This is a genomic window from Carnobacterium sp. CS13 (assembly GCF_016653495.1).
In the GTDB taxonomy this organism is placed as follows: Bacteria; Bacillota; Bacilli; order Lactobacillales; family Carnobacteriaceae; genus Carnobacterium_A; species Carnobacterium_A antarcticum.
This window is the reverse complement of the sequence record NZ_CP067364.1, coordinates 1,230,845-1,244,461: the sequence shown is the minus strand read 5'-3', so window position 1 is coordinate 1,244,461 and position 13,617 is coordinate 1,230,845. Positions and strand designations below refer to the sequence as shown.

The 13,617-nt window shown below is 38.8% G+C and carries 11 protein-coding genes and 1 other annotated feature; of the genes, 1 reads left to right on the top strand and 10 read right to left on the bottom strand.

Going from position 1 to position 13,617, the window contains the following annotated elements; genetic code table 11:
• Positions 1 to 108 precede the first annotated feature (108 nt).
• The 5 genes from JHE06_RS06030 to hisS form a co-directional block, all read right to left on the bottom strand.
• Entirely contained in the window at positions 109 to 1,011 is a 903-nt protein-coding gene (locus JHE06_RS06030; RefSeq protein WP_058918546.1) for a deoxyribonuclease IV, read from the bottom strand.
• A 95-nt stretch (positions 1,012 to 1,106) separates the two neighbouring features.
• Entirely contained in the window at positions 1,107 to 1,946 is an 840-nt protein-coding gene (locus tag JHE06_RS06025; RefSeq protein ID WP_058918545.1) for an RDD family protein, read from the bottom strand.
• Between the two features lie 2 nt (positions 1,947 to 1,948).
• Positions 1,949 to 2,986 carry a signal peptide peptidase SppA gene (sppA, locus tag JHE06_RS06020; protein WP_058918544.1) on the bottom strand — a complete coding sequence of 346 codons (1,038 nt, stop codon included), beginning with the start codon at positions 2,984 to 2,986 and terminating at the stop codon, positions 1,949 to 1,951.
• 140 nt (positions 2,987 to 3,126) lie between these two features.
• Positions 3,127 to 4,896 (bottom strand): aspartate--tRNA ligase, encoded by a 1,770-nt coding sequence (aspS, locus tag JHE06_RS06015; protein ID WP_058918543.1) that lies wholly within the window; start codon positions 4,894 to 4,896, stop codon positions 3,127 to 3,129.
• A 29-nt stretch (positions 4,897 to 4,925) separates the two neighbouring features.
• Complete coding sequence (hisS, locus tag JHE06_RS06010) at positions 4,926 to 6,251, bottom strand: histidine--tRNA ligase (protein WP_058920211.1); 1,326 nt, start codon at positions 6,249 to 6,251, stop codon at positions 4,926 to 4,928.
• 83 nt (positions 6,252 to 6,334) lie between these two features.
• Positions 6,335 to 6,544: a binding site (T-box leader), on the bottom strand.
• Positions 6,545 to 6,700: 156 nt separating this feature from the next.
• Between hisS and JHE06_RS06005 the strand changes: the two genes are divergently transcribed.
• Positions 6,701 to 8,071 (top strand): N-acetylmuramoyl-L-alanine amidase, encoded by a 1,371-nt coding sequence (locus tag JHE06_RS06005; protein WP_231726760.1) that lies wholly within the window; start codon positions 6,701 to 6,703, stop codon positions 8,069 to 8,071.
• 52 nt (positions 8,072 to 8,123) lie between these two features.
• On the opposite strand, the gene dtd is transcribed toward JHE06_RS06005, so the two are convergent.
• The 5 genes from dtd to prmA form a co-directional block, all read right to left on the bottom strand.
• A complete protein-coding gene (dtd, locus tag JHE06_RS06000; protein ID WP_058918542.1) occupies positions 8,124 to 8,570 on the bottom strand; it encodes a D-aminoacyl-tRNA deacylase in 447 nt (148 codons plus the stop codon).
• Positions 8,571 to 8,648: 78 nt separating this feature from the next.
• Positions 8,649 to 10,859, bottom strand: a complete 2,211-nt coding sequence (locus JHE06_RS05995; protein ID WP_058918541.1) for a RelA/SpoT family protein — start codon at positions 10,857 to 10,859, stop codon at positions 8,649 to 8,651.
• Between the two features lie 293 nt (positions 10,860 to 11,152).
• Positions 11,153 to 11,803 carry a deoxyribose-phosphate aldolase gene (gene deoC, locus JHE06_RS05990; protein WP_058918540.1) on the bottom strand — a complete coding sequence of 217 codons (651 nt, stop codon included), beginning with the start codon at positions 11,801 to 11,803 and terminating at the stop codon, positions 11,153 to 11,155.
• A 64-nt stretch (positions 11,804 to 11,867) separates the two neighbouring features.
• On the bottom strand, positions 11,868 to 12,644 hold the full coding sequence (locus JHE06_RS05985; RefSeq protein WP_058918539.1) for a 16S rRNA (uracil(1498)-N(3))-methyltransferase: 777 nt from the start codon (positions 12,642 to 12,644) through the stop codon (positions 11,868 to 11,870).
• A gap of 2 nt (positions 12,645 to 12,646) precedes the next feature.
• Complete coding sequence (prmA, locus tag JHE06_RS05980; protein WP_201089862.1) at positions 12,647 to 13,597, bottom strand: 50S ribosomal protein L11 methyltransferase; 951 nt, start codon at positions 13,595 to 13,597, stop codon at positions 12,647 to 12,649.
• Positions 13,598 to 13,617: the final 20 nt, after the last annotated feature.

The following is a 13,617-nucleotide window of genomic DNA, read 5'->3' as shown; positions in this document are numbered from 1 at the left end:
TTTTTTAAGTATGCCATAAACTTTTCTGTTTAGAAAATAAAGTGAAAAGAGTTTTTAAAAAAAGAAGACTCAAGAGAAGTTTTTTCTCTCGGGTCTTCTTTTAGAACTTTAATAACCGGTTTGATTAGCAATATCTTCTAATAAATGCGGATTAAAGGTTTGTTTTTTCAACATATTGATTTCATACCCATAAGGGGCTTTTTTATCTTTCTTATCTTCTCCTACATAAGGCGTTTCTAAAATTTTAGGGAGATTTTCTAGTTTAGAATGATGAACGACCGCATTTAATGCATCAAAGCCGATCGTCCCGAAACCGATATTGGCATGCCGGTCTTTGTGGCTTCCTTGACTGTTTTTTGAATCATTGACATGAACTACTTTTAACCGGTCTAATCCAATGATGCGATCGAATTCTTCCAAGACGCCATCAAAATCTTCTTTTACATTATATCCAGCATCATTAATGTGACAAGTATCCATCGTAATAGACAACTTTTCATTTAAAGTTACACCATCAATAATTTTTGCTAACTCATCAAATGTACGCCCTATTTCGGTTCCTTTTCCTGACATAGTTTCTAAAGCAATTTGTGCAAGTTGGTCCTTGTGGAGCACTTCGTTTAGTCCTTTGATGATTTGAGCGATAGCTGCATCTGCACCTTGCCCTACATGTGCTCCAGGATGCATTGTGATTTGTCTGGCTCCTAAAGCTTCTGCCCGAACGATCTCTGCTCTCAAAAATTCAACACCAAAAGCAAAGTTCTCAGGTTTTAAAGTATTCCCTAAATTAATAATGTAAGGAGCATGAACAACGATATTAGATAAATCTTTTTCTTTCATAAAAGCTGTTCCTGCTTCAATATTCATGTCTTCGATGGCTTTTCTTCTCGTATTTTGCGGCGCACCAGTATAAATCATAAAAGTACTGGCGTTGTAACTTGCGGCTTCTTCAGCAGAACCTAAAAGCATTTTCTTTCCATTCATTGATACATGTGATCCTAGCAATAGCATAATAAATTATCCCCAATCCTTTTACTCGTTCTTCTTTTCCATTGTAAGGTAGTTTATTAAAAAGAACAAACGGAAAAATCATTAGCTCGGCCTCTTTATGAACTAAAAGAGGTTAGCGAGGGATGAGACGAGCTAGATTGACCCCATTGTTTCGCTTGCAAAAGGTTTTCAGAGACAACAGAAGTATCGCTTAATAAATCAGCTACTTGCTGTTTTCGTTCTGTAAAAAGCACGACTAAGTACAAAATACTCATGGATTTTAAAATGTAACGTCCGAACCCTTCACGTATCAATACAGTTTGCCAGCTAAGTTTTTCTTCTTTAAAACAAACAACACGTAAACCGAAAATCATTTTCCCAATAGTTTGTCCATTGGTTAGTTTTGTCATTAAAATAAAATACAGCAAGAAAACGAAGAGTTTACTCAATGAGAAAGCTGAAAAAGCTTCAGTATAAACAGGTAAACGTGCACTTGTGAAAACAGGGTGCACTATCAAACGATTAAGACTGCCAATCACAAGTAGATCAATACTATAGGCGAATAAACGCAACCAAAAACCGGTATAAAATAAGATTGGATAATGATGGTACGGTGTTTTTTCTAACTGTTCTTGTTTTTGTTTCTCTTTCCAGTATCTTCGCCGTGCTTCCCGTAGTTCTTCAGGCGTTCGAGGCTTGCCTTCTGGAGACTCTACAGCAGCTTGAGTCGTTTTATCTGAATGAGTACTTGTATTGAATAACAGTAGGGAATCATCCTCTCTATCGATAGGAGCTGATGCTGCTTTTTCTTGCTCATTCAGCTTTCTTTCTTGTTCAAGCTGCTTTAATCGTTTGGTGCGTTTAAGCTCAGCTTCTTCTTTTGCTAGAGCTTTTTTTAATGCTGTTAAATCCAGTTCTTTAGTATCGCCTTTTTCGTTCTCAGTCGATTTAGCCATTATTACTCACCTCCGTATAAATACATCATTTTAGGCGATGCAGAGGTTCCGAATTGTGTAGCTATTTGTTCCAGAGCAGCCATTGACGTTTTTTCAGGTGCTAGCAATTGACTGGCTTTTGAATACAACAATGAACTGAACGGCATACTTCCTGCAGCATACTGAATGATTTCTGCATCTGTAAGCTGAAAGTCTTTTTGTAAAGCTGTTAAAGCATCTTCTTGGTAACCCAATTGGTCGACTAATCCCACAGCCAAAGCTTGAGCACCGTCATAAATTCGTCCGTCAGCTAATTCGCGAACTTGATTTTTTTCCATACCGCGCCCATCTGCAACAACTGTCACAAACCGCTCATAAGAGTCGTCAACCATTTTTTGTAAAATATCTTGATCTGCTTCTGTCATTGGCCGAACTGAGGAACCAATATCTTTAAATTGTCCGCTTTTGATCGTTGTATCTTCAATCCCTACTTTTTCATAAAGATCGCTTAAATTGGTACTAGACATAATAACGCCTATTGACCCGGTCAACGTTTCTTCGGAAGCAAAAATTTTGTCTGCTGGTGCAGCAATATAGTACCCGCCGCTTGCAGCAAGATTTCCCATCGAAACATATAGCGGTTTATCGGTACTCTCTTTTAATTCGAGCAGCTTATCTTTTATTTGAGCGCTTTCGTAAGTTCCGCCACCTGGAGAATTAACAGATAATAAAATAGCTTTGATCGAATCGTCTTGTTTGACCGCTTCCAATTGTTCCATAAAGAACTCATGGTTGTAACCGGCTGAATTAAATAAACTTTCTGTCTGGCCAGCTAAAATCGTGCCATCCACTGATAAAAGTGCGATCCGTTTTGTTTCATCGCCACTAGAGACGATCGTTTCCGTTAATCCAGAATCGCCAAACAACATGGTTGTTGCGTCTCCTATCAGGTTTTGTGTCTCATCGGATTGGTTCACTTTAGTCACTAATCCATCAATTAAAAAAGATAATACAAAAAGCCCTACCGCTAGCCCGATGGCTGTCCATCTTTTAGTTGTCATTGCTCTTCCTCCTCCTATCGGTTCTCTATTATTTTGGCAAAGTTTGAGTTACATTACAAGCGAAATTTTATATTTACTGATTATAAAGGCTGCATAGACAAAAAAACGTGAGAAAACTCTCACGTTTTTGGTTGTATCATTTATTTCTCAGTAGCTGTCGTATGAATAGACAACTCAGCTAGCTGAGCATCGCTGACTAAGCTAGGAGCTTTTGTCAATGGATCACTTGCTCGTCCATTTTTAGGAAAGGCAATAACCTCGCGAATATTTTCTTCACCCGCTAATAACATAGCAAAGCGGTCTAAACCTAAAGCAATTCCACCGTGTGGCGGGAAACCATATTCCAATGCATCCAATAGGAAACCAAATTGGGCTTCGGCCTCTTCTTTTGAAAAACCTAATGCAGCAAACATTTTTTCTTGTATTTCGCGATTATGGATTCGAATAGAACCGCCGCCCAACTCATACCCGTTCAAAACAATGTCATAAGCTTGTGCATAAACGTTTTGTGGTTCAGTTTCCAATAAATCAAGATCCGATTCTTTCGGCATAGTGAAAGGATGATGCGCAGCTGTAAAGCGTTCAGATTCATCATCATACTCTAGTAAAGGCCAGTCGACGATCCACAAGAAAGCATAAGAACTTTCGTCGATCAATTCTAATTCTTTTCCTAACTTAGAACGAAGCGCACCTAATGCATCAGCCACAACCGATTTTTTATCGGCTACAAATAATAACAAGTCCCCTGCTTCAGCTTCCATACGCTCAATCACAGATTCAGCATCTTCATTGAAAAACTTAGCAATTGGCCCTTTTAAGCCCTCTTCTTCAACTTTCAGCCAAGCTAGCCCCTTGGCTCCATAGATAGCTGCAAATTCGCCTAGCGCATCAATATTTTTCCGTGAATAACGGCTAGCAGCTCCTTTAACATTGATCGCTTTAACTTCACCGCCATTGGCAACAGCATCGCTAAATACTTTGAAAGAAGAATCTTTAACCAAATCGCTCATTTGAACCAATTCCAATCCAAAACGGATGTCCGGTTTGTCACTGCCAAAACGATTCATTGCTTCATCGTATCCCATTCGCGGAAATGGTCGTTTTAATTCAACGCCTTTGGTATCTTTCAGAACTTTCGCTAACAATTCTTCTGTAAAGTCCTGAATTTCTTCAGGTTCTAAGAAGCTGGTTTCAATATCGATTTGGGTGAATTCCGGCTGACGGTCGCCACGCAGATCTTCGTCTCTGAAACAACGGACAATTTGATAATAACGGTCAAACCCAGCTCCCATCAGTAATTGTTTAAATAACTGAGGCGATTGAGGCAACGCGTAGAAGTGTCCAGGTTGTACACGGGAAGGGACTAAGTAGTCACGTGCACCTTCAGGAGTAGATTTCGTTAAATAAGGCGTTTCGGTGTCAATAAATCCATTGTTATCTAAATAATGACGAATCGATTGGGTCATTTTGTGACGCAAAATAAGATTTTGTGTCATTTCTGGACGACGCAGATCTAAATAGCGGTATTCTAATCTTTTTTCATCCGCAACGGCAACTCCATCTTCAATGTAAAAAGGAGTTGTCTTAGATTTATTTAGAACTTTTATTTCAGCCACTTCTACTTCTATATCCCCCGTTGAAATATTTTTATTGATTACTTTCTGATCACGTTCAACAACGGTTCCTTTAACTTCAATGACGTATTCATTCCGGATAGTTTCAGCTATCGCTAAAGCTTCTTTTGAAAAAGTCGGATTAAAAACGATTTGGACGATGCCTTCGCGGTCGCGTAAATCAACAAAAATCAAATCACCTAAATCACGTCTTTTTTGGACCCAACCCTTTAGAGTTACTTCAAGACCTAATAAATCTTTTGACACTTTCCCGCAATATTCTGTACGTTTAGCCATTCACTACCACTCCCTATTTTATCATTCTGTTAGTCTTCTTTACTGAAAAAATCATTATACGCTGTCATATCAGCAGTTTTTAAATTGAATAATTTTTCGAAATCTTTGTAAGCTTCTTTCAAACTTACTTTAGATTCTTTTCCATTTTTCATAACTTTAAAGTTCAATTCGCCTTTTTCAAGTTCGTCTTCGCCTAACGTAATCACAACTTTAGCTTTTAATTTAGCTGCTGTTTTAAATTGAGCTTTTGCTTTGCGATTGGAATAATCGCGTTCAGCAGATAAACCAGCTGAGCGAATGGCTTGAACCAATTTTAACGTTTCGATATTTGTTGTTTCTCCTAAACCGACAACGTAAACATCAACTTCGTGCAAGTCAGGAATATCAATGTTTTCTGCTGCTAATGTCATCATCAAACGTTCCAATCCAAGAGCAAAACCAAACCCTGGAGTAGCTGGTCCTCCGATTTCTTCGACTAGACCATCGTAGCGGCCGCCAGCACAAATCGTAGTGATGGCTCCAAACCCCGGTGCATCACTCATGATTTCAAAAATGGTATGGTTGTAATAATCTAATCCCCTTACCATGTTGCTGTCAATTTTATAAGGAATATCAAGTACTTCTAACATTTCTTTAACCGATTCAAAGTGGCTCTTCGAATCATCGCTTAAATAGTCTAAAATCGAAGGAGCGTCCTTAACGATTTCTTGATCTTTTTTGTTTTTGCTGTCTAAGACACGCAGAGGGTTTTTGTGCAAACGTACTTGAGAATCTTCGCTTAAGTCAGCAAAATGAGGTTCAAGATAAGCTATCAGTGCTTCACGATAAGCAGTCCGGCTTTCTTTGTCTCCTAATGAATTAATCACTAATGTTAAATGTTCTAAACCAAATTCTTTAAATAAATCCATAGCTAAAGCCATCGACTCCACATCAATAGCAGGATTAGTACTTCCAAAAACTTCTACTCCTAGTTGATGGAATTGACGCATCCGTCCTCCTTGTGGACGTTCATAACGGAACATCGGTCCCATGTAATACACTTTATATGGTTTCGCATATTCCGGTCCAAATAATTTATTCTCAACGAAAGCGCGAACGACTGGTGCAGTTCCTTCTGGTCGAAGCGACATATGCCGATTGCCTTTGTCTTTAAAATCGTACATTTCTTTTGAAACAATATCACTGGTTTCCCCTACACCACGAGAAAACAAATCATAACTTTCAAAAATGGGTGTCCGAATTTCATGAAATTGGTAATCTCCTAAAATCATCTTTGCAGTTTCTTCTACATATTGCCATTTTGATGATTCATCTGGTAAGAGATCAGCGGTTCCTTTTGGTCTTTGAATTTGAATTGCCATTATATCAACACTCCTTCGTATCTAATTGCTTATATTTTGAATGAGGGCAAAAAAAAAGCGTCCTTATTCCATCATAGAATAAGGACGAGTTATTGTTTTCCTCGTGGTACCACCTTTATTTGAAAGCCATGGCTTTCCTCAACGATTAACGCTCGTAACGTAGCAGCTTTGCACTGCTATTCCTCCAGAGTGTCCTTCAGACTTCTTAACGGGAATCACTTTCAGCCAAGGCGATTCTTTCTTTCTGCTCGTTTATCAAAGCTTACTGTCTCTTTCAACGGATATCTTTTTTTGTTTGAATAGTATTAGATTACAAGAAAGGACTAGACTTGTCAAGCTTAGCCAAGGAAATCGTTAAAGCTGGTTTATAGATTTTTTATGTAATCGTTCACTAATTGATTGCATAACATGCCTATTCATTGCTATACTTAGAAAGTACATAAATGAACGTAATGAACTTATTTTTCAATGGGAAAGTAGTGAGTGAATCGATGGAAAAAATCCTCATGCCGAAACAACCAAAAACAATTATTTCTTTTTTGGCTGTCTTAATTTTTATAAGCTTAACAACTTTTGCAACGGTTGCATTGGCAAACCAAAGTACCATTAAAGTAGACGCTAGCGTCGTAAATATCCGAACAGGCCCTGGTTTATCGTATGATATTATGACCCAGGTCGTTGGCGGCGAAAAAGTAAATGTTATCGCTGAAGAAAATGAATGGTACAAGATCCGAATGAGCAATGACCAAATCGGCTGGGTAGCAAGTTGGCTAATCGGAAATACTGAAATAAGTGCCGCTTCAAACAAAATAGGTACAGTGACCGGAGAACCAGTGAATATCCGCAGCGAAGGCCATTCAAATGCTGAAATAATCGGAACAGTAGCGAAAGGAACGGAATTAACGGTACTCTTCCAACAAGGCGGCTGGACACAAATTCAATACAATGGACAAGTTGCTTGGATAAGTTCTGAATTGATTGAAGTAACGACGCCCACTAAAGAAACTGCTCCTAGCAGTGTGGCAACAAAAACAAATTCAGAAGCACCAATCGAGACCATCACTATCCGATCAGACGGAACCAATATCCGCAGCGGTCCTTCTGTTGATAAAAGTGTTGTAATAAAGGCTTCAAAAGGCGACAGTTTTACTTATCTGAGTACTGAAGGAGATTGGTATCAAATCCAAGCGGCTGATGGACAAACAGGTTATGTCGCCAACTGGGTAGTCGATTTATCAGCTGATAAAACTGCTGCTCCAACGGCTAATATCACCTCTTTAGCGGAAGCCACGATTGTGATCGATGCAGGTCATGGAGGAGAAGATCCCGGCGCTCCCGGCGGAACTTATAATGAAAAAGAAGCTACTTTAAAAACAGCTAAGTTACTGGCTGAACGCTTGAAAAGGGCTGGCGCGAACGTTGTCTTGACGAGAAGTTCAGATACATCAGTCAGTTTGAATCAAAGAGTCGTTACTAGCAATCAAGCAGCTGCTGATGTATTTATCAGTATTCATTATGATTCAACTGAAACGCCAAACGAGATCAGCGGGACGACGACCTATTACTATCATGAAAAAGACAAAGGTTTAGCGAATCAAATCAACGCTCAACTTGAACAAAACGGCCCATTGCCAAATAATGGTGTGCGTTTTGGCGATTATTATGTTACTCGTGAAAATACACGACCGGCTGTATTGTTAGAACTAGGCTATTTGAACCATTATATTGATCGATCAACAATCAATACCGACTCCTACCGGCAATCCGTTGTTGAGAGTATTTACCAAGCTTTGGATCATTATTTTGCTCCTTAAATTAAAAATAAACGCCTTCTCTATCCTATTAATTGATAGAGAAGGCGTTTATTTACTTATTTTTGCTGTCAATACTAATTGTGACCGGTCCGTCATTAACGAGAGAGACCTGCATATCGGCACCAAATTCTCCGGTCTCCACACGTAAACCATTAGCCGCAAGTCCTTTATTGAAAGAATCGTATAAAGGAATAGCTGCTTCCGGTTTTGCCGCTTGGGTAAAACTTGGTCGATTTCCTTTTTTTGTGTCCGCATGTAATGTGAATTGAGAAATAGATAAGATTTCTCCTCCGACATCTTGAACCGATAAATTCATTTTGTCTGCTTCATCTGAAAAAATACGCATATTGCATACTTTTCGGACTAAATAATCAACGTCTTCTTGTGTATCAGCTGCTTCAATTCCCACTAGTAAAACTAAACCGTGTGTTATTTCTCCGCTGATTTTATTATTGATGCTGACTTGAGCTTGTTTGCTTCTTTGAATAATAAGCCTCATTAGTATCCTCTTTTCAATAGGTATTAAAAAAACAGGAGATTTTAACGCATCCCCTGTTTTTATTCTTTAGTCCATTAGTTAAGATGTTATTCTACGGACGCTATAGACATCTGGAATCATTTTTATTTTATCGACAATTTTTTCTAAGTGGTTTAAATTGGGAATGCCAACGGTTAATGTGATCGTCGCCATACGGTTGTGGTCAACACGGCCATTAACGTTATTTAGATTACGTGTCATAGTATTGACGACCTGCAGGACTTCGTTGAGTAAACCAGAGCGATTGTACCCTTCAACTTGTAATTCAGCATCGTATTCTTGCCCTTGAGAAGAAGTATCTTCCCATTCAACATCAATCAAACGATTTTCTGCATCTTTAGCTGATTTTACATTCGGACAATCTGCCCGATGAATAGAAACGCCGCGCCCTTTAGTAATATACCCAACAATGGGATCTCCTGGAACAGGATTACAACAGCGGCTGATTCGCACTAACAAGTTATCGACACCCTGAATGACAATTCCACCTTCATGGCGAATTTTTATTTTTTCAGGCTCTTTTTTCGTTTTTAATTCAATTGTATCAATTTCTTGAGCACGTTTTTCATTTTCACGAGCTCGTCTTTCTTTTTCAGTTAGCCGATTTGCTACAACCAATGCGGTCACTTCGCCAAATCCAACAGCAGCATAAAGATCTTCTTCCGTAGTGAAATTAAAACGTTCTAAGAGCATTTTTATATTCTGCTTAGTCAGGAACTCTTTTGGAGGAAAATTCATTTCCTGCAGTTGTTTTTCGACCATATCTCGACCTTTAACAACATTGACTTCTCGGTCTTGTAATTTAAAGAAACGTTTGATCTTGTTCTTAGCTTTACTAGTTGAAACTAAATTGATCCAATCTCGACTAGGTCCGTATGAATTTGGCGAAGTCAATACCTCAATAATATCGCCTGTTTTGAGTTTATAATTTAAAGGAACAATTTTCCCATTAACTTTAGCGCCTATCGTCTTATTCCCGATTTCTGTATGGATATTATAGGCGAAGTCCAATGGACCGGCACCAGATGGTAATTCGCTAACGTCTCCTTTTGGTGTAAACACATAAACCTTATCCCTAAGAATATCTTCTTTTACGCTTTCCATGAAATCACTAGCATCGTTTGCTTCACTTTGTAATTCAAGGATGTCGCTAAACCACGACAGTTTTTCGCTTACGTCTGCATTTTCAAGTTTTTTAGTAATGCCTTCTTTGTAAGCCCAATGAGCAGCGACCCCGTACTCTGCTATTTGGTGCATTTCAGTTGTACGGATTTGAACTTCAACTGGACGACCGTTAGGACCAATCACTGTGGTGTGGATAGATTGATACATGTTGGCTTTTGGCATGGCAATGTAATCTTTAAACCTTCCAGGCATCGGTTTCCATCGAGTATGGACTGCACCCAGCACAGCATAGCAATCTTTGATTGAATCCACAATGACTCGAATAGCCAACAAATCGTAAATTTCGTTAAATCGTTTTTTTTGATCGCGCATTTTGCGATAAATAGAATAAATGTGTTTAGGCCGTCCGTAAATTTCTGCATCAATACTCAATTCATCAACAGACTCTTGGATTCTTGTAATGGTATTTGCAATATACGTTTCTCGTTCCTCCCGTTTGGAATTCATCAAGTGAACGATCCGATAATATTGTTGCGGGTTCAAATAACGCAAAGAAGTATCTTCAAGTTCCCATTTTACTTTATTGATTCCTAAACGATGAGCTAACGGAGCGTAAATTTCCAATGTTTCATTAGCAATGCGTCTCTGTTTATCAGGACGATGAAATTTTAATGTCCTCAGATTATGCAAACGGTCAGCTAATTTCACCATGATAACTCGGATGTCTTTAGCCATCGCTAATAACATCTTACGGTGATTTTCCGCTTGCTGTTCTTCATGAGATTTAAATTCGATTTTTCCTAATTTAGTCACGCCATCAACTAACATAGCAACCTCAGGTGTGAACTCTTTAGCAATGTCTTCAAATGTGATATCTGTATCTTCAACAACATCATGTAAAAAACCAGTTGCAACGGTAACAGGATCCATTTTTAATTCAGCTAAGATACCGGCCACTTGAATAGGGTGTATAATATAAGGCTCTCCAGATTTGCGAAGTTGGCCTTCGTGCGCCATCGTTGCAAAATCACACGCCTTTTTGACAAAAGCCACATGACTGCTGTTCATATAAGTAACTGTCAGAGCAATTACTTCTTGTGCAGTATAATTTTTATTTTTGGGCATCTTGTCACCTTCTCTTCCAAATTAATAGTGTATAGTATCGTTTTATTATTCTTCTGGTATCCCAATAGACAAACAGACTAAATGAGTACCCTTTCAAGAGCACATTCCTACTATACGCTTTCTCTACATTATACCTCTAAAACCCTATAATTTCAATGAAGACATGGAAAGCTTTTTTTGAACTAGTTATAAAAAAACTGTTTGTTTTAATTATTTTGCAGAAAAAAGACAGGCAAGAAAACAGAATAAAACCATCTGTTTTCTTGCCTGCTGATTTGCCGTTTAAATTACGTTTAACCCGCTACAATAGCAATTCCGTTTGAAGAACCTAAACGTGTTGCCCCGGCAGCAATAAAAGCTTCTGCATCTTCACGTGTTCTAACACCACCGCTAGCTTTTACGCCCATTTCTGGTCCCACTACGGTACGCATTAACGTAACGTCTTCTAATGTTGCACCGCCAGTTGAAAACCCTGTAGACGTTTTAACAAAATCGGCACCGGCTTTTTTAGCTATTTCACAAGCGCGTACTTTTTCATCATTCGTTAATAAGCTTGTTTCAATGATAACTTTAGTTAGAGCTTTGTCTTCAGCGGCTTCGACAACTCCTCTAATATCGCGTTCTACTAGCTCGTCGTCTCCCCCTTTTAATGCTCCGATATTTATCACCATATCTACTTCAGTTGCGCCATTTTGAATGGCATTTCTAGCTTCAAATGCTTTTAGTTCCGGTGTGTTTGCTCCCAACGGGAAACCAATCACAGTACAGACGCGTACGTCACTGCCAGTTAAAAAAGCCGCTGCTTTCTTGACCCATGTTGGATTGACACAAACGGACATAAAGTGATAGTCCATCGCTTCATCACATAGTGTTTTGATTTGGTTTTCGGTGGCTTCTGGTTTTAACAAAGTGTGATCAATATAGTGGTTTAATTTTTCTGCCATCTTCATTCCCTACTTTCTCTGTTTATAATGTTATTCTAAACTAGTATAGCTTATTTTTCGATAACTAACAAAAAGGCTCGATGGGTTCATTCAACTCAAAGTGGTAAGAGATAGCTGCTAAAGCATATAAAGGAGCCGTTTCTGTCCTTAAAATCCTCGGCCCCAGTGCGCAAGGTACCATTCCAACAGCCAATAAAGCTTCAATTTCTGTTGGGCTCAATCCTCCTTCAGGACCGAAAACAATTAAAAGAGAACTGCCAGGTCGAATAGACTTTAATGTTTTAGCAAAATTTTGATCTTCGCCAGCTTTGGCACTTTCTTCATATGCTACTAAACAGTAATCAAATTGAGGACTCTTTTCTAACAATTCTTTAAAAGAATACACGGATTCCACACTCGGTATTTTGGTTCGATGCGCTTGTTCTGCTGCTTCTTGAGCAATTTTTTTCAAACGATCAATTTTTTTAGCTGCTTTTTTTGTATCCCATTTTGTGATGGAATAGGTGGCTTGAAATGGAACGAAACCAGCAGCCCCTAGTTCTGTTCCTTTTTGAATCACATAGTCCAGTTTGTCCCCCTTAGGCAAACCACTGGCGATCGTAACGTGAACCGGCAGCTCTTTTTCAGCTGTTTCGTCTGCTATCCAATGCATCACAACACTTTCATTTTCGATGGCATTGATTTCAGCTATAAAAGCCTGTTGGTTAGGAAATACTAAATAAGCTTCATCGCCTATTTTCATCCGCATGACACGAATCATATGATGGTACTGTTCTCCAGTAAGTATCAGTTCAGCTGTTTGGTAGTCAGCAGTCGTTTCAGCAAGAAAATAACGTTGCATGGTTACTCCTCCTCGATAGGTCTTTGAGCAGTAACAGCAACCCAATCGCCCCTTTGAAGGATTTGAACGATTTCAAATCCTTGTTCCGTTAAATGCGTCAGAATAGATTCTTTTTTATCTTTAATAATTCCCGAAGTTAAGAACAATCCATCTGGCTTTAAAACGCGCCAAGCATCTGGAATCAATGGAACGATAACTTCTGCTAAAATATTAGCAACAACGATATCAGCCTCAATTTCAATGCCTTTTAGTAAATCATTAGCTGAAATATGGACATCTTTAGCATAGTCGTTTAACTGGATATTATCGTAAGCAGATTGAACAGCCACTTCGTCTAAATCGTAAGCATAAACTTTTCCAGCCCCTAAAGCCTTAGCTGCGATGCTCAAAACACCAGAACCAGTTCCCACATCCAAAATCGTTTCATTGCCACGAACAGAGTTTTCTAACGCTTGTAAAGATAAATGCGTTGTGGGATGAGCACCTGTACCAAACGCCAGCCCTAAATCTAAACGGATCACTCGTTCATCAAGATGTCTAGGCGTGTAGTCTTCCCACGCAGGTACAATAGTTAAGAAACGGGTTATTTTCAAAGCATGGTAATATTTTTTCCATGAAGTAGCCCAGTCTTCTTCAGCGACTTCATGGATAGTCAAGGTATTTGGTTCAATCGTTAGACCGTATGTTGTTAATTTTAAAATCCGTTCTTTAATCTCCGGCAAGATCTCTGGTAAGAAAAGTGTTTCTGGAAAATAAGCTTTGATGATCACTCCTTCTTTTGAAAAGTCTGCTTCATCTAATGCCCATATTTGCCCAAAACCATCATCTGGAACTTGTAAAAAATCCTGAATATCTTCAATTGAAACACCTTCTGAACCTGCTTCGACTAAAATGTTTGAAACGGCTTCAACGGCTTCATTTGCTGTTTGAACACTTACTTCAGTCCACTTCATTATTTAAAAATCCTCCAATA

Bases quoted from the DNA above. Each gene is read 5' to 3' on its own strand.
- JHE06_RS06025 (WP_058918545.1), bottom strand. From the start codon at position 1,946: ATGGCTAAATCGACTGAGAACGAAAAAGGCGATACTAAAGAACTGGAT.
- JHE06_RS05985 (WP_058918539.1), bottom strand. From the start codon at position 12,644: ATGCAACGTTATTTTCTTGCTGAAACGACTGCTGACTACCAAACAGCT.
- JHE06_RS06005 (WP_231726760.1), top strand. From the start codon at position 6,701: ATGAACGTAATGAACTTATTTTTCAATGGGAAAGTAGTGAGTGAATCG.
- prmA (WP_201089862.1), bottom strand. From the start codon at position 13,597: ATGAAGTGGACTGAAGTAAGTGTTCAAACAGCAAATGAAGCCGTTGAA.
- aspS (WP_058918543.1), bottom strand. From the start codon at position 4,896: ATGGCTAAACGTACAGAATATTGCGGGAAAGTGTCAAAAGATTTATTA.
- sppA (WP_058918544.1), bottom strand. From the start codon at position 2,986: ATGACAACTAAAAGATGGACAGCCATCGGGCTAGCGGTAGGGCTTTTT.
- dtd (WP_058918542.1), bottom strand. From the start codon at position 8,570: ATGAGGCTTATTATTCAAAGAAGCAAACAAGCTCAAGTCAGCATCAAT.
- deoC (WP_058918540.1), bottom strand. From the start codon at position 11,803: ATGGCAGAAAAATTAAACCACTATATTGATCACACTTTGTTAAAACCA.
- JHE06_RS05995 (WP_058918541.1), bottom strand. From the start codon at position 10,859: ATGCCCAAAAATAAAAATTATACTGCACAAGAAGTAATTGCTCTGACA.
- JHE06_RS06030 (WP_058918546.1), bottom strand. From the start codon at position 1,011: ATGCTATTGCTAGGATCACATGTATCAATGAATGGAAAGAAAATGCTT.